We start from the raw sequence: 25,234 nt of genomic DNA on the forward strand, positions 1-25,234 counted from the left end.
CTGATCGGATCACGCCCATTCGGGCTGTGGTTGCCTGCAAGTAGAAGGCGGGCCGGGCGCCAGTTCCCGGCCCGTCCAGCTAGCTGGTCAGTCTCTCGCGACGCAAAGGGCAATGCCCATGCCACCGCCGATGCAGAGCGTGGCCAGGCCCTTCTTCGCGTCGCGCTTCTGCATCTCGTGCAGCAGCGTGACCAGCACGCGGGCACCGGACGCTCCAACCGGGTGGCCCAGTGCGATGGCACCGCCGTTCACGTTCACCTTGTCCGTGTCCCAGCCGAGATCCTTGTTGACCGCGCAGGCCTGGGCCGCAAACGCCTCGTTCGCCTCGATCAGGTCCAGGTCGTCGACCGACCAGCCGGCCTTCTTCAGGGCGCTGCGCGAGGCCGGGATCGGGCCCGAGCCCATGATCGCCGGATCCACGCCCGCCTGCGCCCAGGAGACGATGCGGGCCAGCGGGGTGAGGCCACGCTTGTTCGCCTCGTCAGCCGTCATCACGACCACCGCGGCAGCGCCGTCGTTAATGCCCGACGCATTGCCGGCCGTGACGCTGCCTTCCTTGCTGAAGGCGGGACGGAGCTTCTGCATCGCCTCGATCGTGGCACCAAAGCGCGGATACTCGTCCTGCTCGACCACCACGTCGCCCTTGCGGCTCTTGATGGTGACGGGGATGATCTCATCCTTGAAACGACCGTTCTTCACGGCCGCTTCCGCCTTGTTCTGCGAGGCCACCGCGAAGGCGTCCTGCTGCTCGCGGGTGATCTGCCACTTCTCCGCGACGTTCTCGGCTGTGTTGCCCATGTGGTAGCCGTTGAAGGCGTCCCAGAGCCCGTCCTTGATCATCGTGTCGACCATGTCGACCGAGCCCATCTTCGCCCCGGTGCGCAGGTAGGCGGCATGCGGCGCCTGCGACATGCTCTCCTGGCCGCCTGCCACCACGATCGAGCTGTCGCCGCTCCTGATCGCCTGATAGGCCATGGCGACCGTCTTCAGGCCGGAGCCACACAGCATGTTCACGCCATAGGCCGGCACGTCGATCGGCAGCCCGGCGTTCACCGATGCCTGGCGCGCCGGGTTCTGGCCCTGGGCGGCGGTCAGGATCTGGCCCAGCATGACCTCGGAAACCTCGGCCGGATCGACCTTCGCCCGCTCCAGCACGGCCTGGATGACCACCTTGCCGAGATCATGCGCGGGCAGTGTCGACAGGGCGCCGTTGAAGGAGCCGATCGCGGTCCGGCCCGCGCTTACGATGACGACGTCGCTCATGATCGTTCCTGCCCTAGTTCTGCTACCGTTCCATCTGTTGCGCCCGCTCGGGCGTTTCCAGCCTGCAGGCACATGCGATGCCGCCGCAAGTCTAGGCGAAGCAGCGGCGGGTGTCGCCGGGCGCCTTAGGAGGTTCCTGCGCAATTAGCAGCTTCCCAAGGGGTTATTTGCCGGCACCGCAGGAACCCGCAGAGGTTTGGGGACGTTGATTTGACAGTCGATCCCCGGATCGAGCGAGCCAACGAAAGAAAGGAAACGGTCATGCAGAAGTTGCTCATGGCAAGCGTTGCAGCGATCGGCCTGACGACTGCAGGTCTTGCATTTGCCCAGGAGACTCAGCCGACTGTTGATCCTGCTGCTCCTGCTGCACAACAGCCGATGGAGACCATGCCGCAGGCTCCTGTCGGCACGGACCCTGCTGCGACGACGACGATGCCGTCTTCCGACAGCGCTGCCACCGAGATGGAGAACAGCACGGCTGGGACCGCCGCCAGCCAGTTCGGCTCCTACCGGAACACCGAGCCCGGCAGCTTCTCGGGCACCATCGCCGGCAACTTCAGCGCTGATGAGCTGATGGACCGTGACATTGTCGACGGTGAGGGCAATTCGGTCGGTGAGGTCAGCGACCTGTTGATCGGCAGCGACGGCTCGATCCAGAACGTCCTGGTCGATGTCGGCGGCTTCCTCGGCCTCGGCCAGCGCACCGTCGCGCTGGACCTGAACCAGCTGCAGATGGCCCAGGGCGATGCCGGCGAGGAGCTCGTCGTCAACATGTCGAAGGAGCAGATCGAGGCGCTGCCCGCGGTCGAGAGCAACGACAGTGGCTGGAGCAGCATCCCGCCGTCCGCGGAACCCGACCAGTAAGACTTCACGCAGCTGAAAGGCTGAGCCTTCGGCTCTCGTGCATCGGCCGGTCCTTGCGGACCGGCCGATTGTCGTTGTCAGGACGGCGGTGCGGCGATCGGCTTGTCGTCGGGCTTCTTCTCGCCGCGCAGCTTCTCCCGCGCGATCGGGCTCAGCTGGATGTTCAGCTCCTTCAGCTGCTTCTCGTTCACCGGCGAAGGTGCTCCCAGCAGTAGCTCCTGCGCCTGCTGGTTCAAGGGGAAGGCCGTGACCTCGCGGATGTTGGGCGTATCCGCCAACAACATCACGATCCGGTCCACGCCCGGCGCAATGCCGCCATGCGGCGGTGCACCGAACTGCAGGGCCCGGAACATGCCGCCAAAGCGGGTTTCCAGCTCCTCGCGGCCATAGCCCGCCACCTCGAACGCCCGCACCATGATGTCTGGCCGGTGGTTACGGATGGCACCCGAGGACAGCTCGATGCCGTTGCAGACGATGTCGTACTGGAACGCCTTGATCTCGAGCGGGTCCTTGCCGTTCAGCGCCTCCATGCCTCCCTGGGGCATCGAGAACGGGTTGTGCGAGAAGATGACCTGCTTCAGGTCCTCGTCATACTCATACATTGGGAAGTCGACGATCCAGCAGAACCGGTAGGCGTTCTTCTCGCAGATGCCGAGCTGCTCGCCCGCCTGGTTCCGCACCTGCCCGGACAGCTTCTCGGCGCCGGCCTTCGCATCGCAGACGAAGAACACGGCATCGCCGTCGTTCAGCCCCGCCTTCTCCTTCAGCTGCGCGAGGCGCCCCTCGTCCAGGAACTTTGCGACCGGCCCCTTGGCCGCCCCGTCCTGGAAGATGATGTAGCCGAGGCCGGGGGCCCCCAGGCTCTGCGCGAAGGCCACCATCTTGTCGAAGTAGGAGCGCGGCTGGGAGGCTGCACCCGGCGCCGGGATGGCGCGCACGACCGCCTTCTTGCTCTCGATCGCCTTGGCGAACACGGCGAACCCACCGCCCGCGAACACCTCGGTGACGTCCTGGATCCTGATCGGGTTACGCAGGTCCGGCTTGTCCGAACCGTAATGCAGCATCGAGTCGTGGTAGGTGATCTTCGGGAACGGGTAGGGCGTGACATCCCAGTCGCTGAACTCCTGGAACACGCCCGCGATCACCGGCCCCACCGCGTCGAACACATCGTCCTGGCTGACGAAGCTCATCTCGACGTCGAGCTGGTAGAACTCGCCGGGGCTGCGGTCCGCCCGCGCATCCTCGTCGCGAAAGCAGGGTGCTATCTGGAAGTAGCGGTCGAAGCCGCTGATCATCAGAAGCTGCTTGTACTGCTGGGGTGCCTGCGGCAGCGCATAGAAGTGTCCGGGATGCAGTCGGGACGGCACCAGGAAGTCGCGGGCACCTTCCGGGCTGGACGCGGTCAGGATGGGAGTCTGAAACTCGGTGAAGCCCTGCGCGGTCATCCGCTGGCGAAGCGACGTGATGATCTTCGAGCGCAGCACGATGTTCTCGTGGATCTTCTGCCGGCGGAGATCCAGGAACCGGTAGCGCAGCCGGGTCTCCTCCGGATAGTCGCGATCGCTTGCGACCTCGAGTGGCAGGACGTCCGCCTCGCTCTCCACATGGAGCTGCTCGACCACCAGCTCGATCGCTCCGGTCGGAAGGCCAGGGTTGACGGTGGCGGCGTCGCGGGCCACGACCCGACCGGTGACGGTGATGACACTCTCCGCACGCAGCCTCGACGCCTCGTCGAAAAAGCTGGCGGAGGGCTGAAACACCAGCTGTGTGATCCCGTAATGGTCACGCAGGTCGATGAACAGGAGTTGCCCGTGGTCGCGCTTGCGCTGGACCCAGCCCGACAGGCGGACGTTGTTGCCGACATCGTCCGCGCGAAGCTGTCCGCAGGTATGGGTGCGGTAAAGATGCATGGGTTCCTCGTATCCACCGGCCCGGCCGGCTGTTTCGACCGCGCGTCTAGCCTTGCCGACCTCGCACGTAAAGCGAGCCTCTCCCGCACGAGGGAAATCCCCACCGCATGCTGATCCAGGACAACGCCGCGCTGGCGGACGTTTGCGCGCGGCTGGCGCACGAAGACTACGTGACCGTCGACACCGAGTTCATGCGCGACAAGACCTACTATGCCAAGCTCTGCCTGGTGCAGCTGGGCGGCAGAGAGGAGGCGGTCGCGATCGATGCGCTGGCGCCCGGGATCGACCTGGGTCCCCTCCTGGCGCTCATGGCGAACGACGCCGTCCTCAAGGTCATGCATGCCGCGCGGCAGGACCTGGAGATCTTCTGGCACCTGATGGACGGGCAGCTTCCCCGCCCCCTGGTCGACACCCAGATCGCCGCCATGGTCCTGGGCTATGGCGAGGAGGTCGGCTACGAGGCGCTGGTGAGCAGGCTCACCCGCGCCAAGGTCGACAAGACCTCCCGCTTCAGCGACTGGTCGCACCGGCCGCTCAAGGCCAGCCAGGTCGCCTATGCGCTGGCCGACGTCATCCATCTGCGGGAAATCTGGGAGAAGCTCGACCGGGAGATGGTGGCGATGGGCCGCCGCCACTGGCTGGACGACGAGCATGCCGCCCTGTTCGACCCCAACCTGTACGACGCCGACCCGGAGAACGCCTGGCGAAGGCTGAAGGTGCGTTCCCGCGACCCGCGCTTTGCCGCCGTCGTGCGCGCCCTGGCCGCCTGGCGCGAGCGCGCCGCGCGGGCGAAGGACCTGCCCCGGCAGCGGATCCTGCGCGACGACGTCCTGCTGGAGATCGCGGCGAACAAGCCCGGCACGCTCGACGCCCTGAAGGACCTGCCGCGGGTATCGCTGGACCGCGGCAGCGCGCAGGCGGTCGTCGACGCCATCAACGAAGCCATGGAGCTGCCGGCAACCCAGCTGCCGGTGCTGGAGCCGGTCAAGGACCTGCCCAAGGGCATTCCCGCCATCGTCGACCTGCTGCGGGTCCTCCTCAAGCAGGTCGCCGACGAGCACGACATCTCGCCGCGCCTGATCGCCAATGGCGACGACCTGGAAGCGGTGGCGCTGGATGAGCAGGACGGTGCGCGGGTGCTGAGCGGCTGGCGCCGCGAGGTGTTCGGCGAGAAGGCGCTGGCGCTCAAGCGGGGCGAGCTGGTGCTGGGCATCAAGGGGCGGCGGGTGGTCGTGGAGCCGCGCCAGGCAGGCGCCGGACGCTCCTGACGCGGTCATGAGGGTCCTGGTCACCGGTGCCGGCGGCTTCATCGGGCGGCATCTGGTCGCTGCCCTGCCCGGTGCCCAGGCCGTTCGGCACGACCAGATCGCCGCCGTGCCGCTGGACGGCGTGGACGTCGTCATCCATGCCGGCCGCCACCGCCCAGGCGACCCGCGCGCCTGGCGTCTGGACGAGGACGTGGAGACGACGCTCCTGGCGCGCGTGCAGGGCAGCGCCGCCCGCTACGTGATGCTCTCCACGCGCGCGGTCTACGGCCCGACCGGGTCGGCGCCGCTCACGGAGCAGGAAACGGCCAGCCCCGTCACCGCCTATGGCCGCCACAAGCTGCAGCTCGAGGATCACGCGCAGGCCCTGCTCGGCGATCGGCTGACGGTTCTCCGTCTCGCCAACGTGTTCGGCTATGAATGGCCGGGCCGGACGACCTTCGTCGGCAGCATGCTGGACGGCCTCGCGACGCGAGGCATCATCCGTTTCGACATGGCGGCCGCCACCCGTCGCGACTTCATCCCTGTCGAAGCAGCCGCCACCGCCATCGCTTCGCTGGCAAGCCGTCACCATCCAGGCATCGTGAACGTCGGCAGCGGTTGCCCGACCGCCTGCGGTACGCTGGCTCAGGCCCTCATCGACGGCTTCGGGCGGGGCAGGCTGGTCATCGACCTGGACGAGCCCAAGGACGAGTTCGTGCTCGATACCGGCGTCCTGCGGCGCCGGACCGGAGCCACCGTCACTCCCCAGAACATCCTTGAGGCCGCAGGGATGGCGGGCCGGCAGCTGGCTAGGGCGTTGTCGGCAGGCTGAGCCGTGCCGGGCCCAGGGCTGCACGAACGGCGGCCTCGCTCGGGGTCGAGCCATCGGCCGGGACGAGCGTGCGGATCACGTCCCCCATCGCCAGTCGCTGCAGCGCCACGGCATCCGGATCTTCCATCAGCGCCGCCACCTCCGCCGCGATGGCCGATGGCGTGCAATCCTCCTGGATCAGCTCGGGCAGCACCGGCCGGTTGGCGATCAGGTTCACCAGCGACGCATAGCGGACCTTGATCAGGCGGCGCCCGATGAAAGCGGAGATCGCGGACGACTTGTAGATCACCACGGCCGGGCAACCGGCCAGGGCCAGCTCCAGCGTCACGGTGCCCGATGCGGCGATCGCGGCCTCGCAGGCGGCGAAGAGGTCGAAGCGGCCGGCCCGCTCGGTCGTCACCTGAACCGGCACCGGCCAGTCCGCCACCCCATCGCGCACCAGCGCCTCGACCGACGGCACCGTCGGCAGGACCACGCCGAGATCGGCCTGGTCGACGGCCAGGTCGCGCACGACCTCACGCAGGATCGGCAGGTGCCGGGTGACCTCGGAGCGGCGGCTGCCGGGCAGGAGGCATAGCAGGCGGCGGCTGGCCGGCACCGCATTGGCGGCCCGCCACCGCTCGCCGTCGGGGGCATGCGGAGGCTCCTCGATCACCGGATGGCCGACAAAGGTCCCGGACACGCCGAACCGCGCGAAGAAGGCCGGCTCGAAGGGCAGGATGTAGAGCAGGTGATCGACCTGCCCCGGGAGCCTGCGGGCACGCCCCTCTTTCCAGGCCCAGGCCTGCGGGGCGACGTACTGGACCTTGCGCACCGGCAGGTCGCGCAGCCGGTCGAGCAGGCGAAGGTTGAAGCCGGGCGCGTCCACGGTGAGCAGCAGGTCCGGCCGGATCTCGCGCACGGCCGCCTCGACATTGCGCAGGTGGCGGCGGATGAGCAGGATCTTGGGCACGACCTCGGCAAAACCCATCAGCGACAGGTCTTCCAGCGGCAGCAGGGTCTTCTGGCCGAAGGTGGCAAGGCGCGGCCCGCCCACGCCGGTGACCTCGATCGTCCGCGGTGCCAGGAGCTCGCGCAGCGCATGCACGAACCGGCCGGCCAGTTGGTCGCCCGAGGGCTCGCCGGCCACCACGAACAGGCGGAAGGGACGCTCCGTCACGAGGCGGGATCGATGCCGAGGAGGAACAGGCCGGCCTGGTCGCAGGCGGCCACCGTGGCCTCTCGGTCCACGAGCAGCGTCTGTTCGGCCTCGACCGCGATTCCGGCCAGCCCCGCCGCCACCGCCCTGGCGACCGTCCCGGTGCCCACAGTGGGCAGATCTGCCCGCCGTTCCTGCTGCGGCTTCTTGACCTTGACCAGGACACCGCCGCGCCCGGCCAGCCGCAGCTCCGCACAGCGCTCGAGCAGCCGGTCGGTCCCCTCGACGGCCTCCACGCCGATCACCTGTTCCTGCTGGACCACGACCGCCTGGCCGACATCGAGCAGCCCCAGGGCCCGGGCCACGGTCAGGCCGAGCTGGATGTCGCGCTGGGCGTCGGAATCCGGGGCATGCCGTCCGAGCACGCCAGCCGGTGCCAGCAGCCCCGCCTCCAGCTCGTGCGCGCCGACGACCCTGAAGCCCTCCGCCTCGAGTTCGCCCAGCACCAGCTTCAGGAGCGCGTCGTCGCCGCGGCCGGTGCGCAGCAGCTTGGGGAGCACCGAAATCGCACGGGCATCCAGGCCCATCGCCGAGAAGGAGGGCCGCTTGACCGGCCCGATCATGCAGACCTCGCTGATGTTCTCGCGGTGCAGCAGGTCGATGGCCTTACCGAGCTGGCCGATGCCGACCGTGCCGTGCGGCAGGCCATCGAAGGTGGACGGATCGGTGATCCCGTCCAGCGCCACGATGAACACGTCACGCCCGGCCGCGCGCGCCGTGTCCGCCAGCCGCCTGGGCATCGGCCCGCCGCCGGCTACGATCGCAAGCCTGCCAAGCATGGTCAGCCTTCCGTTCAGAGCAGGCGGTCGCCGACCCGCGGGTGGCAGAGGTCGCGCTGGGACGACTTGTGGATGAACTCGACGATCTCCATGACGCGGGGCTGGTCGGCGAATACTTCCGACACCTCGTTCAGCCGGTCGGCGAACGCGCCCTCGCCTTCGAACAGAGTGCGATAGGCATTGCGCATCTGCCGGATCTCCTCCCGGCTGACACCTCGCCGCTTCATGCCGATATTGTTGAGCCCGGCCAGGTGCGCGCGGTTGCCAAGCACCAGGCCATAGGGGATCACGTCGTTCTCGACGCCGGACAGGCCGCCCAGCATGGCGTACTGGCCGATCCGCACGAACTGGTGCACGGCGCACAAGCCGCCCAGGAAGGCATAGTCGCCGACCACGACATGGCCGCCGAGCGTGGCGTTGTTGGCCATGACCACGCCGTTGCCGACGATGCAGTCATGGGCGATGTGGATGCTCGCCATCAACAGGCAGTCCGAGCCCACCGTCGTGGCCATCCGCCCGCCCTCGGTGCCCGGATGGATGGTGACGTACTCGCGGATCCAGGAGCGCGCGCCGATCGTGATGGTGGACGGCTCGCCCTTGTAGCGCAGGTGCTGCGGCGGCTGGCCGATGCAGGCGAAGGGATGGATGCGGATCCCCTCGCCCAGCGTCGTGTGGCCGTCGATCACGACATGGGCGACCAGCCTGCAGCCGCGCTCGATCCGCACGTTCGGCCCGATGACGCAGAACGGCCCGATCTCGACATCATCGGCGATCTCCGCCTTGGGGTCGACGATGGCAGTGGCGTGGATCTCACTCACCGCTGCGCGTTCCCGTCATCACCTTGGCGGAGAACAGGCATTCGGTGGCGAGCAGGCCATCGACCAGGGCCCGGCCACGGAACTTGTAGATCATCAGCTTGCTGCGCTCGAGCACGACCTCCAGCTTCAGCTGGTCGCCGGGCCGCACCGGGCGGCGGAACTTCACCTCGTCCACCGTCGAGAAGTAGACGGTCGTGCCCTCGAACTCGGCACCCAGCGACGCCACCACCAGGACCGCCGCTGCCTGGGCCAAGGCCTCGATCACCAGCACGCCCGGCATGATCGGGTCGCTCGGGAAATGGCCCTGGAAGAACGGCTCGTTGAAAGTGACGTTCTTGATCCCGACGGCTCGCTTGAACGTCTCGATCTCGGCGAGGCGGTCGACCATCAGCATGGGATAACGATGCGGGATCCGCTTGAGGATCCCGGTATAGTCGATGTCGGGAAGCGGCGTGCCCGGCTCGAACCGTCCCTGCTGGCTCATGGCGCCTCTCCCTTCTTCTTTCTCTTTCCCAGCATGCGCGTGGCAACCACCTGCCGGCGCCACTCGGCGACCGGCACGGCAGGCGCACCACCATAGATCCCACCGCCGGGAAGATCCTCGATCACCCCCGTCCGTGCCGCGAGTTGCACCATGGGGCCGACCGTCAGATGGCCAGCGATGCCGCTCTGGGCCGCCAGGACGCTGTGATGGCCCACCGTTGCGCTGCCGGAGATCCCGGACTGCGCCACGATGATGCAGTGCGCGCCGATCCGCACGTTGTGGGCGATCATGACGAGATTGTCGATCTTGGTGCCGCGGCCGATCACCGTGTCCGAGCCGCTGCCCCGGTCGATCGTGGTGTTGGCACCAATCTCCACGTCGTCCTCGATCACCACCCGGCCAAGCTGGGGCACCTTGTGGTGCGTGGCGCCCATCGCGAAGCCGAAGCCGTCCTGGCCGATCCGTGTGCCGGGATGGATCACGACGCGCTCGCCGATCAGGCAGTGCGACAGGGTGGCCCCAGCCCCGATCCTGGACCCCGCCCCGACCACGACGTTCCGCCCGATCACGGCGTTGGCGGCGACGAGAGCACCTGGACCGATGCTGGCTCCCTCCTGCACCACCGCGCCTGCCTCGACCTGGACACCCTCGCCGAGGGTCGCAGACCTGTGGACATGCGCACCCGTCGAGACCTCGCAATCTGGCACGCCGTTCCCCGGCACCTCGTCAGGGTAGAACCGGGTGGCGATGAGCGCCATGGCGAGCTGCGGGTCCTTGGCGACCAACCGAGCCTTGTCCAGGGGCACGTGGCCGGCATTGGCCACTTTCACGACGATCGCGGCGGCGTTGGTCGCAGCGAGGTCGGGCAGGTAGCGGCGGTGGTCGAAAAACGCGATGTCGCCCGGCCCGGCGGCCGCCAGGCTGGCCACGTCCTCGATCAGAATGTCGGGGTCACCCTCGAGGGTCGCCTGGACGAGGTCCGCAAGGTCGCCCAGACGATGCGGCCCGCTTCGGCGGAAGAAGCGCGGATCGGCCATGATCGGACTATTGTGGCTTGGGCTCGGGGCTGGCCGGCACCGTGCCGCCGGCGGCGGATCCGACCGGCGCCGCCTCGGCGACCTTCACGTCCGGCAGGCGCTGGTCGAGGGCCATGAGCACGTCGGACGTGACATCGATGCGCGGCGAGAACACCAGGACCGTCGAGGACGGGACGACCAGGTTGAAGCCCTTTACCTCCGCCAGCTGGGAAACGACCTGGATGATCGCCTCGCGTACCTCGTTCAGCGCCACCGCGGTGACTTCGTCGAGCTGCCGACGGCGTTCCTGGACCCGGCGCTGGACCTCCGCCACCTCCTTTTCGAACTCGCGCCGCTTGGTGGCGAACGCTTCCGGCGAGAGGACCGTGCGCTGCTTGGCCAGGGCCTGGTCCTGTTCGCGCAGCCTCTGCTCCTGGCCGGTGATCTCGTCCTGGTAGGCCTTGCGCCGTGCTTCGACCTGCTGACGGATGCTGCTTGCCGCCTTCGCGTCGCGCAGGATCTTCTGGTAGTCGATGATGCCGACAACCGCAGGCGGCAGGTTCACCTGAGCGTCGGCCGCGGCAGGCGGCGGCTCTTGCTGCTGCGCCTGGGCCGGCACGACGCCGAACGACACCATGCCTGCCAGAACAGCCAGCGCCAGACGGGTCTTCAGGGATGAACTGGGCAAGCCGATAACCCTCCGGTCAGAACCGCGTCCCGAAGGAAATGCGGAATTCCTCGGTCTCGTCATAATCTTCCTTGGCGAACGGCAGCGCGAAGTCGATCGCGAGGGGACCAAGCGGCGAGATCCAGGACAGACCGACGCCCGCCGATGCCCGCAGCGACCCCGAATCCTCGAGGCCAGGACCGCTGAGGTCGATGTCCGTCAGGGTGCCTGCCTGCGCGAAGCTACGGCCGAAAATCTGCAGTTCCTCTGGCAACCCCAACGGGAAGCGCATCTCCGCGGTGCCCACATAGTAGAGATTGCCGCCAAGGGCATCGCCGAAATCGACGTCACGCGGCCCGATGCCGGCGAACTCGAAGCCTCGGAAGCTGGCGCCGCCAATGAAGAACCGGTCGGACAGGTGCACCTCCTCGCCGCCGAATCCGACGATGTACCCGGCCGAAACGCCCAGGTTGACCACGACGTCCGGAATGATCGAGTAGTACCAGTCGCTGCGGACCTCGTGCTTGATCCACTGGTTGTCGCCGCCAAGGCCCGCGATGTCCTGGTCGAGCCGCAGCAGGGTGCCCGCGTTCGGCAGGAAGCGGTCGTCACGGGTGTCGTAGGCGAGGGTCTGGCCGATGATCGACGAGGTCCGGTCCCCCTCCTCGTCGCGGATATAGGGCGAGGAGTCGTCCGGCACGTCGAAGATCTTGTCGTTGCGCAGGGTGTAGCGCACGCCATGGCGCCAGTTCTCGGTCAGCGGATAGTTCGCCCGCACCGTCCCGCCGACGTTGCGCTCGTCGAACGACGATTCGTCCTGGTAGTCCGTTTCCCGCGAGAACAGGTCGAAGCCGACCGCGAGGTCGCGGTCCATGAAGTAGGGCTCGGTGAAGCCCACGCCGATATCCTGCCGGCGGCCGGAGAAGGTGAACTGGGCGTCGATGTCCTGGCCCCTGCCCAGCAGGTTGCGCTCCCGCAGGCGGATGTCGCCCAGCACGCCGTCCGAGGTGGAATAGCCAGCACCGAACGACAGTTCGCCGGTGGAGCGCTCGACCACATCCACGGTGATGACGACCTTGTCGGCTGCCGATCCTTGCTGCGTGCCGACCTCGACCCTGTCGAAGAAGCCCAGCGCCCGGATGCGCTGCTCCGAGCGGCGCAGGAGGTCGGCGTTGAAGGCATCGCCCTCGGCCAGCCGGAACTCGCGCCGGATAACCCGGTCCAGGGTGCGGACGTTGCCGCGAATGTCGATCCGCTCGACATAGACCCGTGGGCCTTCGTCCACGACGAAGTTGACCGCGACGGTCTTGTTCTCCGTGTCGATCTGCTGGACCGGGTTCACCCTGGTGAACGCATAGCCCAGCACGGACAGGCGATCGGTCAGCGCCTCGACCGTCTTCTCGATCTGCTCGCTGCTGTAGGTTTCGCCGGCCACCGGAACGAGCAGCGACTGGAGCTCCTCGGGCTGCACGTCACGCACGTTGCTGGTGACGGTGATGTCGCCGAAGTTGAACAGCTCGCCTTCGTCCACGGTGAAGGTGATGAAGAAGTCGCTGCCGTCGGGCGACAGCTCGGCCACAGCGGAGCGCACCTCGAACTGGGCATAGCCGCGGCTGGTATAGAAGCGGCGCAACAGCTCCTGGTCGTAGGCCAGCCTGTCCGGATCGTAGGTGTCGTCGGTGGTGAAGAAACGGTACCAGGCGCTTTCCTTGGTCTGGATCACCCCGCGCAGTGCCGAGTCCGAGAAGTTCTCGTTGCCGATGAAGCTGATGCCGCCCACGCCGGTGAGCGGGCCTTCCTTGATTTCGAACACCAGGTCGACGCGGTTCTGGTCGAGCTCGATGACCTTGGGCTCGACCGTGGCGCCGTAGCGGCCGCTGCTGCGATAGATGTCCAGGATCCGGGTCACCGCCGCCTGCACCCGCGCGCGGGTGAACACGGTGCGGGGCTGCAGCTGGACTTCCTGGGTCAGGACCTCGGTCGTGATCCGGTCGTTCCCCTCGAACGCCACCCGGTTGATGATGGGGTTCTCGACGACGGTGACCACCAGGACCGAGCCTTCCCGCTCGATCCTCACATCGTCGAACAGCCCGGTCGCGAACAGTGTCTTGAGCGAATCGTCGAGCCTGCGGTCGTCGAACCGGTCGCCCTGGCGCAGCGACAGATAGTTCTCGATCGTCGCCTGCTCGATCCGCTGGTTGCCGCGCACCTCGATCGCGGTGACGGTGTCCGATGGCTGCTGGGCCTGGGCCGACGGAGCCAGCAGCGAAGTCGAGGCCATTGCGGTTGTCAGAGAAATCGACAGCAAGAGCGCGGTCAACGTCCGGCGCAGCGCCCGGCTTATCTGCATGTGTCCACCCCAGCGGCCCACCGCGTTGCGGGCGAACGCGCCCTGATCAGGATACCCAGCCTTTGAGGAACTCGATGACCTTCAGGTTCACCAAATCGTTCCAAGTCGCGAATACCATGAGGGAAAGCACCATGGCCAGTCCGAAACGGAACGCCATTTCCTGGGCCCGCTCGGCCAGTGGCCGCCCCCGGATCGCCTCCGCCGCGTACATGACGAGATGACCGCCGTCGAGCATCGGGATCGGGAAAAGGTTGATCAACCCAAGATTGATCGACAGGACGGCGGTGAACCAGATCGCCGGCACCAGGCCATCCTGAGAGATCTCCCCGGACATCTGGGCGATGCGGATCGGCCCACCCAGTTCCTGGGTACCGCGTGAACCGACGATCATCTCCCAAAGGCCCGCCAGCGTCCCGGTAATCATCCGCCAGGTCTCGGTGACGGCCTCCACCGGTGCCGACAGGATCGAGCTTCGCCGGAACTCGACGCCCGAGCTGCCGATCCCGATGCGGCCGATCCGGTGCTCGTTGCCGAATCGGTCGGTAAGCTCGGTGAGTTCCGGCACCAGCGGCAGGTCGATCTGGTCCTCCCCGCGCAGAACCGAGATCTGCAGTTCCTCGCCCGGACGGGGAGCCACCAGGGACTGCAGCTGCTCGAAGCTTTCCACGGAAGCACCGTCCACGGCGACGATCCGGTCGCCGGGCAGGATGCCGGCTACCGCCGCCGGGCTGTTCTCGGCCACCGTGCCGACCACGGGCGGCGTGAACGGCCTTCCGCTCACCACGAACAGGAAGGTCAGCGCGACGATGGCGAACACGAAGTTGGCGGCCGGTCCCGCGAAGACGATCGCCGCTCGCTGCCCGACCGTCTTGGCCGGAAACGAGGTGGGATCGGCGCTGACCTTGGCATCGCTGCGGGCACTGGCGGCATCGAGGTCGCCATGCATCTTGACGTAGCCGCCCAGCGGGATGGCGCTGAACCGCCAGCGCGTGCCGTGCCGATCGTTCCATCCGAACAGCTCGGGCCCGAAGCCCACCGAGAACACGTCGACGCGCACGCCGCAGGCACGGGCGACACGGAAATGGCCGTACTCGTGCACGAACACGACGACGGTCAGGATGATGAGGAACGGCACGATATACTGAATGAGCGTGCCGATCATGGCGCGGGCTCCGAAACGGTGCGGGGGAAACGCATCCGGATCGCTTGCTCGGCCAGGGATCTGGCCTCGGCATCGATCGCGAACACGGCCGCGAGGTCGGTGGGGGAAGGCGGGCTGAGATCGGCCAGCACCTCCTCGATCACGGCGACGATGTCGAGGAAGCCGATGCGTCGATCCAGGAAGGCAGCAACCGCCACCTCATCGGCGGCATTGAGAATGGTAGGTGCCGCACCGCCCGCCCGCAAGCACGCCCTGGCGACCCGCAGGGCCGGGAAGCGCGCCGGGTCCGGCGGCTCGAAGCTGAGCGTCGCGAGCTTCGCCAGGTCCAGCCTCGGCACCGACGAGGCGAGACGCTCGGGATGGCCCAGGCAATAGCTGATCGGCACCCGCATGTCCGAACAGCCGAGCTGCGCGATCACCGAGCCGTCCTGGTAGTGGACCATGCCGTGCACGACCGACTGCGGGTGAACCAGCACGTCCAGCCGCTCGTCCGGCAGGTCGAAGAGCTGGTGGGCCTCGATCAGCTCCAGGCCCTTGTTCACCATCGTAGCACTGTCGATCGTGATCTTGGCGCCCATCTTCCAGTTCGGGTGCCGCAGGGCGGCCTCGGGCGTGGCCGCACGCATCTCCGCCACCGATGCCTTGCGGAACGGGCCGCCCGAGGCGGTGATGGTGAGCTTCTCCACGTCGCGGCCATCGCTGCCGGCCAGCGCCTGGAACAGCGCGTTGTGCTCCGAATCGACCGGCAGCAGCCTTGCGCCATGCTCCGCCACCGCCGCCCTGAACAGGTGGCCGGCCGCGATCAGGCATTCCTTGTTGGCGAGCGCCACGGTGGCACCGCGATGCACCGCCGCCATGGTCGGCGCCAGTCCCGCAATGCCGACGATGCCCGCCACCACGCAGTCGGCCGCAAGCCCGGCGGCCGCCACCAGGCCTTCCTCGCCGGCCGCGGTAGCCAGGCCGTGGCCGGCCAGGCGCTCCTGCAGCTGCCGATGGTGCCGGGGATCGCCGATCACCGTCAGTTCCGGCCGGTAGCGCAGCGCCAGCTCGGCCAGCGCGTCCGGCCGCGAATGGGCGGTCAGCGCCGTCACCCTGAAACGTTCCGGATGCTCGTCGACGAGCGCCAGCGTGCTGAGCCCGATCGATCCGGTGGCGCCGAGCACGGTGAGTGTCGTCATGTCAGGACGCCGGGGCCGAACGCGTAGACGAGCAGCGAGGTCACCGGTGCGGCGAACAGCACGGCGTCCAGCCGGTCCAGCACGCCGCCATGGCCGGGAATGACGCGGCCGGAATCCTTCAGGCCCGCCACGCGCTTGAGCCGGGATTCGAACAGGTCGCCCAGCTGCCCGGCGATCGAGACGAACAAGGCGGCAAAGGCGGCTGCCAGCGGCATGCCGTTGGCCAGCGTGGCGACCAGCGCACCGGCGAGCACGCCGCCGATCGCACCGCCCAGGCAGCCGGACCAGGTCTTGCCTGGGCTGATCGCCGGCGCGACCTTCGGGCCGCCTACCGAGCGGCCGACCAGATAGGCGACCGTGTCCGTGCTCCAGATCACCGCGAACATCCAGAGCACCATGGTGAACCCGCGCGGCTCGCCCAGGCGCAGGTCGATGATCAGGACGCAAGGCACCGCGATATAGAGCGGCCCGAATGCGGCGCGGTCACCATCGTTGCGGCCGAACAGGGCCGCCAGCGCCACGGTCGCGAGGGCCACCAGGGCCACGACCGCCAGGGCCAGGTCCACCGTGCCGAGCAACAGGGCCGCCACGCCCAGCAGCGTCGCCAGCCCCGTCGCCACGATCGTCAGGTAGTTGAAGCCGGTCCCGCCGCCCAGCCGGCCGGCGATGCGGCCGTACTCGTAGGCCATGAAGCCGGCCGCGGCGACTACCAGCACGTCGAACGCCCAGCCGCCGAACCACAGGCCAGCCATGGCGATCACCACCAGGGCCAGGCCCGAGGTCAGGCGCTTGTAGAAGGCCGGATCGAACTCGCGGGTCACGCGTCAGCCGACCTGTGCGCTGCTCGACGCTCCGTAGCGCCGCTCGCGCCGGGCGAACTCGGCCAGCGCCGCGCGGAAGTGATGCTCGTCGAAGTCCGGCCAAGCCACGTCGAGAAAGACGATCTCGGTATAGGCCAGCTGCCAGAGCAGGAAGTTGCTGATGCGCTGCTCGCCCGACGTCCGGATCAGCAGGTCCGGGTCGGGGATGCCGGCGGTGCCCAGATGGCGCGCCACCAAGTCCTCGTCGACCGCCGTGGCGTCCAGATGGCCGGCCTTCGCCGCGTCGACCAGGGTGCGCACCGCCTCGGTGATCTCCCACCGGGAGCCGTAGTTCAGCGCCAGCACCAGGTCGAGCCGAGTGTTCCCCTCCGTCAACGCCTCGGCCTCGGCCAGCATCACCCGAATGTCCTCGGCCAGCCGGCTGCGCTCGCCGATCACGCGGATGCGCACGCCCTCCTTGTGCAGTTCGGTGAGCTCCTTGCGGAGGTAGAAGCGCAGGAGGTTCATGAGCTCGCCGACCTCCATGGCCGGCCGGCGCCAGTTCTCCGAGCTGAAGGCGAACAGGGTCAGGTAGCGCACGCCCTCGCGCACGGCCGCGCGGATGGCGCGCCGCACCGAATCGGCGCCGCGGCGGTGCCCCATCACGCCGGGCATGCCGCGGGCGCGCGCCCAGCGGCGGTTGCCATCCATGATGATGGCGACATGCACCGGTGGCGACCCCGGAACGCCCGCTGCAGTGGACGGCATGATGGACAATTCGACGGCCCCCGAGGCGCTCAGACCTGCATGATGTCTTTTTCTTTTTGCGTCAGTAACTGGCCGACCAGGTCGATATGCTTGTCCGTGAGCTTCTGGATCTCGTCGGCATGCTTGGACTGCTCGTCCTGCGAAATGTGGCTGTCCTTCTCCAGCTTCTTCAGCTGGTCCATGCCGTCACGCCGCACGTTTCGGATGGCGACCTTCGTGCTCTCGGCATATTTCTGCGCGACCTTGACCAGTTCCTGCCGGCGCTCGCGCGACATCTCCGGCAGCGGCAGGCGCATGACTTGGCCCTCGACCTGCGGGTTCAGGCCGAGATTGGCCGAACGGATCGCCTTCTCGACAGCCTTGGTCAGGCCGCGGTCCCAGACCTGCACCTGCAGCATCCGGGCATCGGCGACGGTGATGGTCGCACACTGCGCCAGCGGCATCTCGGCCCCGTACGCTTCGACGATCACCGGCTCCAGCATGGAGGTCGTGGCACGGCCGGTGCGCACACCCGCCAGTTCCTTCTTCAGCGCGTCGATCGCGCCATCCATCCGCTTGTTGACGGATTCCAGGTCAAAGGTCTTCACGCTCATCCCCGTTCCTCCCCGTCGATCACCGTGTGCGGTCCAAGTCCTTGCACCACCTGCGCATAGGCGCCTGCTTCACGGACGCGGAATACCACAATGGGGATCCTGCTCTCGCGTGCCAAGGCTATCGCCGAGGCATCCATCACCTTCAGCTCGTCCGCCAGGACCTTCTGGTAGCTCAGGCGCTCGTAGCGGGTGGCATGTGGGTCCTTCTTCGGATCGGCCGAGTAGACGCCGTCCACCTGCGTCCCCTTGAGGATGGCCTCGCAGTTCATCTCTGCCGCCCGCAGCGCCGCGCCCGTGTCGGTCGTGAAGAACGGGTTGCCGGTGCCGGCCGCGAACAGGACCACCCTTCCCTTCTCCAGGTGCCGGATCGCGCGGCGTCGGATATAGGGCTCGCAGACCGCAGCCATCGGGATGGCGGACATGACCCGTGTCGGCACGCCCGCCCGCTCGATGAAGGCCTGCACGGCCAGCGCGTTGATGACCGTTCCGAGCATGCCCATGTAGTCGGCGCTCGCCCGGTCGATGCCTGACCCGGCGAGGCTGGCACCGCGCACGATGTTGCCGCCACCGATGACCAGGCATTGCTGCACGCCCAGCGCCTGGACCGCCGCGACATCGGCCGCGAGACGATCGAGCACGGCGCTGTCATGTCCGGAAGCCTGGGCGCCCAGGAGCGCCTCGCCGGACATCTTCATCAGCACGCGCTTCCAGCGCGGCCGGCCGGTCGAGGACGACCGCTGGGAGCTGACGGTTTCCTCGCTCATCGCGTCGCCGCTCCCTTCCGCCGGCACCCGCCGACCATGTCCCACACGCAGAAAATCAGACGCCGGCGAGCTTCGCGACCTCGGCCGCCAGATCGTCCGCTTCCTTCTGGATGCCTTCGCCGCACTGCATCCGCACGAAGGCGGTCAGCGTCACCGGGGCGCCCACGTCCTTGGCCGCCTGGGCGATGACGTCCTTCACCCGCTGGTCGGGGTTCACGACGAAGACCTGCTCCAGCAGCACGACCTCCTCGTAGAACTTGCGGATGCGACCGTCGACCATCTTCTCGATGATGTTGGCGGGCTTGCCGGAGGCTGCCGCCTGGTCGGCGAAGATCGCCCGCTCGCGCGCGATCAGGGCCGGATCCAGGTTGTCGGTCGACACGGACTGCGGGTTGGTCGCGGCCACGTGCATGGCGATCTGCTTGCCGATCTCGGCGAGCTTCGCCTTGTCGCCGGTCGACTGCAGGCCGACCAGCACGCCGATCTTGCCGAGGTTCGGCGCCAGCTGGCCGTGCATGTAGCCGGCGACGACACCGTCGGCCACCGAGATCATGGCGGTGCGGCGCAACGACATGTTCTCGCCGATCACCGCGATCCCGTTGGTGATCTCGTCAGCCACGGTCCGCCCGGAGGACGGGACGGTCAGGCCCTTGAGCTTCTCAACGTCGCCCATCGCATCGATGGCCAGTGCCGCCGCGTCCATGACGATCGCCTGGAACTGCTCGTTGCGCGACACGAAGTCCGTCTCGGCATTGATCTCGACGAGCGCGCCGGCGGTGTCGGCGAGCTTCAGGCCGACCAAGCCCTCGGCGGCCGTGCGGCCGGACTTCTTCGCCGCTGCCGCCAGGCCCTTCTTGCGCAGCCAGTCGACGGCTTCCTCGAGGTTGCCATCGGTCGCTTCCAGCGCCTTCTTGCAGTCCATCATGCCAGCCCCGGTCTGCTCACGGAGCTGCTTGACGAGGGCGGAGGTAATCTGAGCCATGTTATCCTGGTCCTGAGGTTCGGTCGTTAGCTCGTTCGGTCAGCTCACGCCCGCCACCGGGACTTCCTCACCGATGACCGCCTGCTCGTCAGGCAGAACGGCCGTGTCGACCGTCAGTTGGTCGCCGAGATCGGCATCGGCAACCGACGCGCTGGGCACGATCGTCTCGGCCGGGGCCGCCTCGGCCGCCTCGATCGGCTCCACGGGACCGAGCGGCTCGATCACTTCCTCGTTCAGGTCGACGGCCTCGCCGATATCGGTGCCCGACGCCGTCAGGTCGGCGGTGATACCGTCCAGCACGGCCGCCACGGCCAGGTCGAGATACAGGTTGATCGCGCGCGCCGCATCGTCGTTGCCCGGCACCGGGAAGCGGACGTTGTTCGGGTTGCTGTTGCTGTCGCAGATCGCCACGACCGGGATGCCGAGCTTGTTCGCCTCGGCGATCGCGATCTCTTCCTTGTTCGTGTCGATCACGAAGATCAGGTCGGGCAGGCCGCCCATGTCCTTGATCCCGCCCAGCGAGCGCTCAAGATTGTCGCGCTCGCGGCCGAGGTTCAGGAACTCCTTCTTGGTCAGGTGGCCCTGGCCGCCTTCGACCCGCGCCTCGATCTCGCGCAGCCGCTTGATCGACTGGCTGATCGTCTTCCAGTTGGTGAGCGTGCCGCCCAGCCAACGATGGTTCACGAAATACTGGCCGCAGCGACGCGCGGCATCGGCGACCGGTGCCTGTGCCTGGCGCTTGGTGCCGACGAACAGCACGCGGCCACGGCCCGCCACCACGTCGCGCACGGTGCGCAGTGCGCGGTCCAGCTGCGGGACGGTCTGCGTCAGGTCGAGGATGTGGATGCCGTTGCGGACGCCGAAGATGAACGGCGCCATCGCCGGGTTCCAGCGACGGGTCTGATGGCCGAAATGGACGCCGGCTTCGAGCAGCTGGCGCATGGTGAAGGTCGGAAAGGTCATGATCCCAGATTCCTCGGGTCGGTTCTTAACCTCCGCGGACGATAACGTCGGAATGACCCGACGCACCGATAGAGGGCGTGCCAAGACGGCACGGCGTCGTCCGCGTGCGAGATGGCCGGCTCTTTACAGCGAGGCGGCCGATCATGCAACCCGCGGCTGCAGGCGAGGATCACTCGGTGCGGATACGGGAACGGCATCGCGCATGGCCCGGCCCATGTGCCGCGGCATGGGGATCAGCCCGGCTCCCTCGACTCGCCCGAGGCAGCTACCCGTGGCGCCGGCGCCTGCTGCTGCCACGGCCAGCGCCCCTGGATCTCCACCTCCAGCGAGAAGCTGAGGAACGTCCGGATGAGCACGATCAGGGCGAGGACGCCCAGGTTCTGCAGCGTGGGCTCGACCGCGACCGTGCCGATGATGTCCGCGGCGACCAGGAATTCCAGGCCCAGCAGGATGGCCCGCCCGAGGCTGGCCCGGTACGCCTCGTAGGTCCCGGTCGAGCTGCCGGCCCGTAGCGCCTGAACCAGATAGCGAAGCGAGGCCACCACGGCACCGACCACGATGATGCCGACGCCGACCAGCTCGATCGCCCGCGCCGTCCAGTGCAGCCAGACTTCGAGCCCGTCCGTCATCGCCAGTGCCGGAGCGGCCTGCTCAGCCCTGGCCAGCCCTGGAACGAGAACTGTTGCCGCGGCCAGCGCAGCCAGGATCGAACCCCGAACTACAGGATACCGCTTCATGGTGGCGTGACCTTTCCCGAAAGTGCCGGCGGTGGATGAAAAGCCGAGGCGGCTTCCGGATCGGCGCCCGCAGCTTGCAAGGCTGCCTCCGGCACGCCCGTCCGAACGCCGGCGGCAGGCTTTCCTGGCCGGCCGCCTGGACATCCACTAGAGCCTGGGCGCCCCTTCCGCGAGTTTGCCCGTGTTGCGCCGTTCGATCACCCTTAGCGCCCCCGCCCTGTTCGTGTTCCTGTGGAGCACCGGCTTCATCGGGATGAAGTTTGCAGCGCCCTACGCCGAGCCGCTGACCTTCCTCGCCTGGCGGTTCGCCATCGTCGCCGCGATCATGACGTCGGTGGCCCTGCTCACCAGGGCGCCATGGCCACGCTCGCGCCGCCAGTTCCTTCATGCCGCGGTGGCCGGCATCCTCCTGCAGGCCGTCTATCTCGGTGGCGTCTACGAGTCCCTGGTCCACGGCCTGTCCACGGGTACCTCGTCGCTGATCGCATCGATGCAGCCGGTGCTCGTCGCGGCGATCGCCGGCCCGCTACTGGGCGAACGGCTGGTCCGCCGCCAGTGGCTGGGGATCGGCTTCGGCGTGGTGGGCGTGCTGCTCGTGGTGGGAGGCTCGCTCCGGGTGGGTTCGGCGCAGGGCACGCTGGAGGCCCTGGCAGGCCTGCTCGGCATCACGGCTGGTACATTATGGCAGAAGCGCTTTTGCGCCGACCTCGACCTGCGTACCGGCTCGGCCGTCCAGTTCGGCGCCGCCGCCCTGGTCTGCCTGCTGGGTGCCGGGATGTTCGAGGAAGGGCGGATGGGCTGGAATGGCCAGGTCGTGTTCGCCATGGCCTGGCTCGTGCTGGTCCTCTCGCTGGGCGCGATCTCGCTGCTGTTCACGATGATTCGGGAAGGCCAGGTCGCCCGGGTATCCGCCCTGTTCTTCCTGGTCCCGCCGGTCACCGCACTGCTCGGCTGGCTCCTGTTCGGCGAGCAGCTAGGCTGGGGCGACCTGGCCGGCATGGCGCTCAGCGCCGTGGGCGTGGCGCTGGTCAGCCGGCGGCCGCCTCCTCCGGCTCTGGCGTCACCTGGCGCGCCCGCTCGCTGGTCCTGAGCGTCACAAAGATTCCGGACGCCACGATCACGGCGATGCCGGCCCAGGTCCAGCCATCGGGCAGGTCGCCGAACAGCAGCCAGCCGATCGCGACGGTGCTGACGATCTCGAAATAGCCGAGCGGCGCCAGCACGCTGGCCGGTGCGCGCTCATAGGCCCGCAGGAGAAGGAGGTGCCCAATGGCGGCGATGGTGCCGATCGCCAGGAAGCCCAGCCAGTCCGGCCAGCTCATGGGCGACCAGACGAACGGCATGATCGGGCTCATCACGATGGCACCCACGAACGCCGTGAAGAACAGGGAGTGCAGGTGCGGGGCCAGGCCGGCCAGCTTTCGGGTCAGCATGATGTAGACGGCGAACACGAAGGCGGTGGAGAAAGCCAGCAGCGAGGCCGGCTGGAACACGGCGGCACCCGGGCGGATGATCAGGAGCGCGCCCAAAAAGCCCACCAGCGCCGTGGCGATCCTGGCAGCACCCAGCCGCTCGCCCAGCACGGCCGGGGCCGCCAGCGTGACGATCAGCGGATAGACGAAGGCCAGCGCCAGCGTCTCCGCCATGGACAGATACATCAGCGCCGTGAAGAACAGCACGGTCGCCATGAGCAGACACAGGCCGCGCAGGACCTGGAGCCCCAGCCGCGGCGGTGTCAGGACGCGCAGGCCGAAGCGCGGCAGGACCAGCGGCACGAGTACCAGCATGTTGAAGGCATACCGGCCCCAGGTGATCTGCAAAGGATGGAAGCGCTCGCCCATGAGCTTGGCGATCCCGTCCAGGACCGGCAGGATCGTGAACGCCAGCAGCACCAATCCGATACCGACGAGCGCACCCTTGTCCGCCTTGCCCACCTTCTTCTCCCTGACCCTGACCGGCTGCCCTTCCCACAGCCGCACCCCAGGCGTCCAGCCATGGCCAAGGTGACGGCCAAGGGTGCGGCCGCATCGAGGCAGCGCGGCACCACCGGGGCCACCCGTCGCCAGGGCTTCTGGCGCAGGCTCCGCTCGCCCGGGCGCATCCGCACCATCCTGCGCTGGACCATGATCGTCGTCCTGCTGGTGGCCTTCCTGCCGGTGCCGCTGCTGCTCATCGGACGCGTCGTGCCGACCTGGTTCACGCCCTTGATGATCCTCCGCCTGGCCGAGGGCGAAGGGCTCTCGCGCAGCTGGACGCCGATGGACGAGATCCCGAAACCGTTGCCCAGCATGGCGATCGCCTCGGAGGACCAGCTGTTCTGCTCCCATCGCGGCTTCGACTGGAAGGCGCTGAACCAGCAGCTGGAGCGCGTCCAGGCGGGCCGCCGGAGCCGGGGAGCCTCGACCATCAGCCAGCAGACCGCCAAGAACCTGTTCCTCTGGGACGGCCGCAGCTGGATCCGCAAGGGGCTGGAGGCATGGTACACCCTCCAGCTCGAACTGCTCTGGCCCAAGCGACGCATCATGGAAGTCTATCTGAACATCGCGGAGATGGGGCCGGGCGTTTATGGCGTGGCCGCGGCGTCCCGCTACTGGTTCGAGAAGGACCTGAGCGACATCTCACGTGCGGAGATGGCAAGGATCATCGCGATCCTGCCGGCACCACGAACCTGGAAGGCGCAGCCGGCGACGGCGAACATGCGGGCACGCGGCAGGCAGATTGATTCGCGGGCGCAGCGGCTGGGGGACCTGGACGCATGCGTGCGCTGACGGCGGCGCTGGCCGTCCTGGTGCTGGCCCTGGCGGGAACGCCGGCCAGGGCCGAGCAGATCGAGAGCTTCGCCCGGGTCTACGAGGACGGCTCGCTGTCGATCGGCGGCACCCATGTCCGTCTGTACGGCATCATCATCCCCAAGCTCGGCGTGCTCTGCATCCAGGACGCCTACGGCCAGACCTGCTCCGACTTCAGCGCGCAGCGGGCGCTGGAGCGGCGGATCAGCGGCTTCGTCCGCTGCGACATCGTCCGCCGCGACGCCAACGGCGTGGCCGAGGGGCTCTGCACCGTGGCTGGCCGCGACCAGTTCGGGCCCCGTTTCGATCTGGGGGCCTGGCTGGTGAGCGAAGGCCTGGCCGTGCCGCTGGCAGGAGCCCCGGCCGAGTATGCGGCCCTGGCCGACATCGCCAAGGCCCGCGAGACCGGCGTCTGGTCGGGCGTGCTCGTGCCGGAGCTCAACGACTGGAACTAGTCGGCTGGCCCCGCGGCGGCGCGCTGATTCGACATGGCGCCCGGGACCTTCGGCGGGAGATCGCGCTTCGTCCCTGCAGCCTGTTGGGCAGCGCACAGGCTGTGCCGTTTCGGCGGCAGACCGAACATTCGGCCATACTCCCGGGTAAACTGCGATAGGCTCTCATACCCCACCTCGAATGCGGCGCGGCTGGCCGAATGGCCTTCATGCAGCATGAGGCGGCGAGCCTCGATGAGCCGAAGCCGCTTTTGGAACTGTCCTGGCGTGAGCGACGTCATCCGCTTGAACTGCCGGTGAAAGGCCGTAAGGCCCATGGCCGCAGCCGCGGCCAGGCGCTCGACCGGGATGCGCGCCCGATAATCGGACCTCAGGATGGCGATCGCCCGGGCCAGTCGGCTCGCATGGCTGTCCGGAAGAGCCAGTCCACGCAGCGCAGCACCATGTCGGCCCGACAGCAGCCAGTAGTGCAGTTCCCGCATGATGCCCGCGTGAAGAATCGGGATCGCTTGCGGCCGGTCCAGCAGGCGCATCAGCCGCCAGGCGCAATCCAGCGTCGCAAGGTCGGTGTCGTCGGCGAGCACGGTCCCTGCCTCGGATGGGCGCGCAGGGCGGACG

26 protein-coding genes are annotated in these 25,234 nt (G+C 68.0%); 6 read left to right on the forward strand and 20 right to left on the reverse strand.

What is annotated here, in order from left to right:
- Positions 1-87: 87 nt before the first annotated feature.
- Complete coding sequence (locus tag VHL31_RS15310; protein ID WP_349262456.1) at positions 88-1,266, reverse strand: acetyl-CoA C-acetyltransferase; 1,179 nt, start codon at positions 1,264-1,266, stop codon at positions 88-90.
- Positions 1,267-1,650: 384 nt separating this feature from the next.
- On the opposite strand from VHL31_RS15310, the gene VHL31_RS15315 reads away from it, so the two are divergent.
- Complete coding sequence (locus VHL31_RS15315) at positions 1,651-2,127, forward strand: PRC-barrel domain-containing protein (protein WP_329662091.1); 477 nt, start codon at positions 1,651-1,653, stop codon at positions 2,125-2,127.
- Between the two features lie 77 nt (positions 2,128-2,204).
- Here the strand turns inward: VHL31_RS15315 and aspS are convergent, their stop codons facing one another.
- A complete protein-coding gene (aspS, locus tag VHL31_RS15320; protein WP_329662092.1) occupies positions 2,205-4,037 on the reverse strand; it encodes an aspartate--tRNA ligase in 1,833 nt (610 codons plus the stop codon).
- A gap of 107 nt (positions 4,038-4,144) precedes the next feature.
- On the opposite strand from aspS, the gene rnd reads away from it, so the two are divergent.
- Positions 4,145-5,305, forward strand: a complete 1,161-nt coding sequence (gene rnd / locus VHL31_RS15325) for a ribonuclease D (RefSeq protein ID WP_329662093.1) — start codon at positions 4,145-4,147, stop codon at positions 5,303-5,305.
- Positions 5,306-5,312: 7 nt separating this feature from the next.
- Entirely contained in the window at positions 5,313-6,116 is an 804-nt protein-coding gene (locus tag VHL31_RS15330) for an NAD-dependent epimerase/dehydratase family protein (protein WP_329662094.1), read from the forward strand.
- Here VHL31_RS15330 and lpxB read toward each other — a convergent pair.
- The 16 genes from lpxB to VHL31_RS15410 all read right to left on the reverse strand — a co-directional run bounded on the left by lpxB (position 6,094) and on the right by VHL31_RS15410 (position 21,375).
- Positions 6,094-7,275 carry a lipid-A-disaccharide synthase gene (lpxB, locus tag VHL31_RS15335; RefSeq protein ID WP_329662095.1) on the reverse strand — a complete coding sequence of 394 codons (1,182 nt, stop codon included), beginning with the start codon at positions 7,273-7,275 and terminating at the stop codon, positions 6,094-6,096. The genes VHL31_RS15330 and lpxB overlap by 23 nt on opposite strands.
- Positions 7,272-8,093: an LpxI family protein gene (locus VHL31_RS15340; RefSeq protein WP_329662096.1), complete on the reverse strand. Its 822-nt coding sequence runs from the start codon at positions 8,091-8,093 to the stop codon at positions 7,272-7,274. The genes lpxB and VHL31_RS15340 overlap by 4 nt, the downstream gene beginning before the upstream one ends.
- A gap of 14 nt (positions 8,094-8,107) precedes the next feature.
- Entirely contained in the window at positions 8,108-8,911 is an 804-nt protein-coding gene (gene lpxA, locus VHL31_RS15345; RefSeq protein WP_329662097.1) for an acyl-ACP--UDP-N-acetylglucosamine O-acyltransferase, read from the reverse strand.
- Positions 8,904-9,395, reverse strand: a complete 492-nt coding sequence (gene fabZ, locus VHL31_RS15350; protein ID WP_329662098.1) for a 3-hydroxyacyl-ACP dehydratase FabZ — start codon at positions 9,393-9,395, stop codon at positions 8,904-8,906. Before fabZ ends, lpxA begins: the two co-directional genes overlap by 8 nt.
- Positions 9,392-10,432 carry a UDP-3-O-(3-hydroxymyristoyl)glucosamine N-acyltransferase gene (gene lpxD, locus VHL31_RS15355; RefSeq protein WP_329662099.1) on the reverse strand — a complete coding sequence of 347 codons (1,041 nt, stop codon included), beginning with the start codon at positions 10,430-10,432 and terminating at the stop codon, positions 9,392-9,394. The genes fabZ and lpxD overlap by 4 nt, the downstream gene beginning before the upstream one ends.
- A gap of 7 nt (positions 10,433-10,439) precedes the next feature.
- Positions 10,440-11,099, reverse strand: a complete 660-nt coding sequence (locus VHL31_RS15360) for an OmpH family outer membrane protein (protein WP_329662100.1) — start codon at positions 11,097-11,099, stop codon at positions 10,440-10,442.
- 16 nt (positions 11,100-11,115) lie between these two features.
- Positions 11,116-13,359, reverse strand: a complete 2,244-nt coding sequence (gene bamA / locus VHL31_RS15365) for an outer membrane protein assembly factor BamA (RefSeq protein ID WP_329662101.1) — start codon at positions 13,357-13,359, stop codon at positions 11,116-11,118.
- Between the two features lie 115 nt (positions 13,360-13,474).
- Entirely contained in the window at positions 13,475-14,590 is a 1,116-nt protein-coding gene (rseP, locus tag VHL31_RS15370; protein ID WP_329662102.1) for an RIP metalloprotease RseP, read from the reverse strand.
- Positions 14,587-15,768 (reverse strand): 1-deoxy-D-xylulose-5-phosphate reductoisomerase, encoded by a 1,182-nt coding sequence (locus VHL31_RS15375; RefSeq protein ID WP_329662103.1) that lies wholly within the window; start codon positions 15,766-15,768, stop codon positions 14,587-14,589. The genes rseP and VHL31_RS15375 overlap by 4 nt, the downstream gene beginning before the upstream one ends.
- On the reverse strand, positions 15,765-16,589 hold the full coding sequence (locus VHL31_RS15380; RefSeq protein ID WP_329662104.1) for a phosphatidate cytidylyltransferase: 825 nt from the start codon (positions 16,587-16,589) through the stop codon (positions 15,765-15,767). The genes VHL31_RS15375 and VHL31_RS15380 overlap by 4 nt, the downstream gene beginning before the upstream one ends.
- Before the next feature lie 3 nt (positions 16,590-16,592).
- Positions 16,593-17,336, reverse strand: a complete 744-nt coding sequence (locus VHL31_RS15385; protein WP_329662105.1) for an isoprenyl transferase — start codon at positions 17,334-17,336, stop codon at positions 16,593-16,595.
- A gap of 29 nt (positions 17,337-17,365) precedes the next feature.
- Positions 17,366-17,929, reverse strand: a complete 564-nt coding sequence (gene frr / locus VHL31_RS15390; RefSeq protein ID WP_329662106.1) for a ribosome recycling factor — start codon at positions 17,927-17,929, stop codon at positions 17,366-17,368.
- A complete protein-coding gene (pyrH, locus tag VHL31_RS15395) occupies positions 17,926-18,693 on the reverse strand; it encodes a UMP kinase (RefSeq protein WP_329662107.1) in 768 nt (255 codons plus the stop codon). The genes frr and pyrH overlap by 4 nt, the downstream gene beginning before the upstream one ends.
- Positions 18,694-18,748: 55 nt before the next feature.
- Complete coding sequence (gene tsf, locus VHL31_RS15400) at positions 18,749-19,675, reverse strand: translation elongation factor Ts (RefSeq protein ID WP_329662108.1); 927 nt, start codon at positions 19,673-19,675, stop codon at positions 18,749-18,751.
- A 39-nt stretch (positions 19,676-19,714) separates the two neighbouring features.
- Complete coding sequence (rpsB, locus tag VHL31_RS15405) at positions 19,715-20,638, reverse strand: 30S ribosomal protein S2 (RefSeq protein WP_329662109.1); 924 nt, start codon at positions 20,636-20,638, stop codon at positions 19,715-19,717.
- A 233-nt stretch (positions 20,639-20,871) separates the two neighbouring features.
- A complete protein-coding gene (locus tag VHL31_RS15410; protein WP_329662110.1) occupies positions 20,872-21,375 on the reverse strand; it encodes a DUF1622 domain-containing protein in 504 nt (167 codons plus the stop codon).
- 181 nt (positions 21,376-21,556) lie between these two features.
- Between VHL31_RS15410 and VHL31_RS15415 the strand changes: the two genes are divergently transcribed.
- Complete coding sequence (locus VHL31_RS15415) at positions 21,557-22,465, forward strand: DMT family transporter (RefSeq protein WP_329662111.1); 909 nt, start codon at positions 21,557-21,559, stop codon at positions 22,463-22,465.
- On the opposite strand, the gene VHL31_RS15420 is transcribed toward VHL31_RS15415, so the two are convergent.
- Entirely contained in the window at positions 22,404-23,354 is a 951-nt protein-coding gene (locus VHL31_RS15420; RefSeq protein WP_329662112.1) for a DMT family transporter, read from the reverse strand. The two genes, VHL31_RS15415 and VHL31_RS15420, sit on opposite strands and share 62 nt — an antisense overlap.
- Before the next feature lie 15 nt (positions 23,355-23,369).
- Between VHL31_RS15420 and mtgA the strand changes: the two genes are divergently transcribed.
- Both mtgA and VHL31_RS15430 read left to right on the forward strand, forming a co-directional pair.
- Entirely contained in the window at positions 23,370-24,143 is a 774-nt protein-coding gene (mtgA, locus tag VHL31_RS15425) for a monofunctional biosynthetic peptidoglycan transglycosylase (RefSeq protein ID WP_329662113.1), read from the forward strand.
- Positions 24,131-24,619, forward strand: coding sequence for a hypothetical protein (locus tag VHL31_RS15430; RefSeq protein WP_329662114.1), 489 nt, complete (start codon positions 24,131-24,133; stop codon positions 24,617-24,619). Before mtgA ends, VHL31_RS15430 begins: the two co-directional genes overlap by 13 nt.
- Here VHL31_RS15430 and VHL31_RS15435 read toward each other — a convergent pair.
- The coding region (locus VHL31_RS15435) for an AraC family transcriptional regulator (RefSeq protein ID WP_329662115.1) at positions 24,616-25,234 on the reverse strand (619 nt) is incomplete at its 5' end. The genes VHL31_RS15430 and VHL31_RS15435 overlap by 4 nt on opposite strands.

It is taken from the genome of Geminicoccus sp., from assembly GCF_036263595.1.
GTDB lineage: Bacteria > Pseudomonadota > Alphaproteobacteria > Geminicoccales > Geminicoccaceae > Geminicoccus.

Coding starts and splice junctions, on each gene's coding strand:
- mtgA (WP_329662113.1), top strand. CDS start 23,370: ATGGCCAAGGTGACGGCCAAGGGTGCGGCCGCATCGAGGCAGCGCGGC.
- frr (WP_329662106.1), bottom strand. CDS start 17,929: ATGAGCGTGAAGACCTTTGACCTGGAATCCGTCAACAAGCGGATGGAT.
- VHL31_RS15340 (WP_329662096.1), bottom strand. CDS start 8,093: ATGCTTGGCAGGCTTGCGATCGTAGCCGGCGGCGGGCCGATGCCCAGG.
- tsf (WP_329662108.1), bottom strand. CDS start 19,675: ATGGCTCAGATTACCTCCGCCCTCGTCAAGCAGCTCCGTGAGCAGACC.
- rseP (WP_329662102.1), bottom strand. CDS start 14,590: ATGATCGGCACGCTCATTCAGTATATCGTGCCGTTCCTCATCATCCTG.
- VHL31_RS15330 (WP_329662094.1), top strand. CDS start 5,313: ATGAGGGTCCTGGTCACCGGTGCCGGCGGCTTCATCGGGCGGCATCTG.
- VHL31_RS15410 (WP_329662110.1), bottom strand. CDS start 21,375: ATGAAGCGGTATCCTGTAGTTCGGGGTTCGATCCTGGCTGCGCTGGCC.
- VHL31_RS15385 (WP_329662105.1), bottom strand. CDS start 17,336: ATGCCGTCCACTGCAGCGGGCGTTCCGGGGTCGCCACCGGTGCATGTC.
- pyrH (WP_329662107.1), bottom strand. CDS start 18,693: ATGAGCGAGGAAACCGTCAGCTCCCAGCGGTCGTCCTCGACCGGCCGG.
- VHL31_RS15430 (WP_329662114.1), top strand. CDS start 24,131: ATGCGTGCGCTGACGGCGGCGCTGGCCGTCCTGGTGCTGGCCCTGGCG.
- VHL31_RS15315 (WP_329662091.1), top strand. CDS start 1,651: ATGCCGCAGGCTCCTGTCGGCACGGACCCTGCTGCGACGACGACGATG.
- fabZ (WP_329662098.1), bottom strand. CDS start 9,395: ATGAGCCAGCAGGGACGGTTCGAGCCGGGCACGCCGCTTCCCGACATC.
- lpxD (WP_329662099.1), bottom strand. CDS start 10,432: ATGGCCGATCCGCGCTTCTTCCGCCGAAGCGGGCCGCATCGTCTGGGC.
- bamA (WP_329662101.1), bottom strand. CDS start 13,359: ATGGCCTCGACTTCGCTGCTGGCTCCGTCGGCCCAGGCCCAGCAGCCA.
- rpsB (WP_329662109.1), bottom strand. CDS start 20,638: ATGACCTTTCCGACCTTCACCATGCGCCAGCTGCTCGAAGCCGGCGTC.
- aspS (WP_329662092.1), bottom strand. CDS start 4,037: ATGCATCTTTACCGCACCCATACCTGCGGACAGCTTCGCGCGGACGAT.
- VHL31_RS15375 (WP_329662103.1), bottom strand. CDS start 15,768: ATGACGACACTCACCGTGCTCGGCGCCACCGGATCGATCGGGCTCAGC.
- rnd (WP_329662093.1), top strand. CDS start 4,145: ATGCTGATCCAGGACAACGCCGCGCTGGCGGACGTTTGCGCGCGGCTG.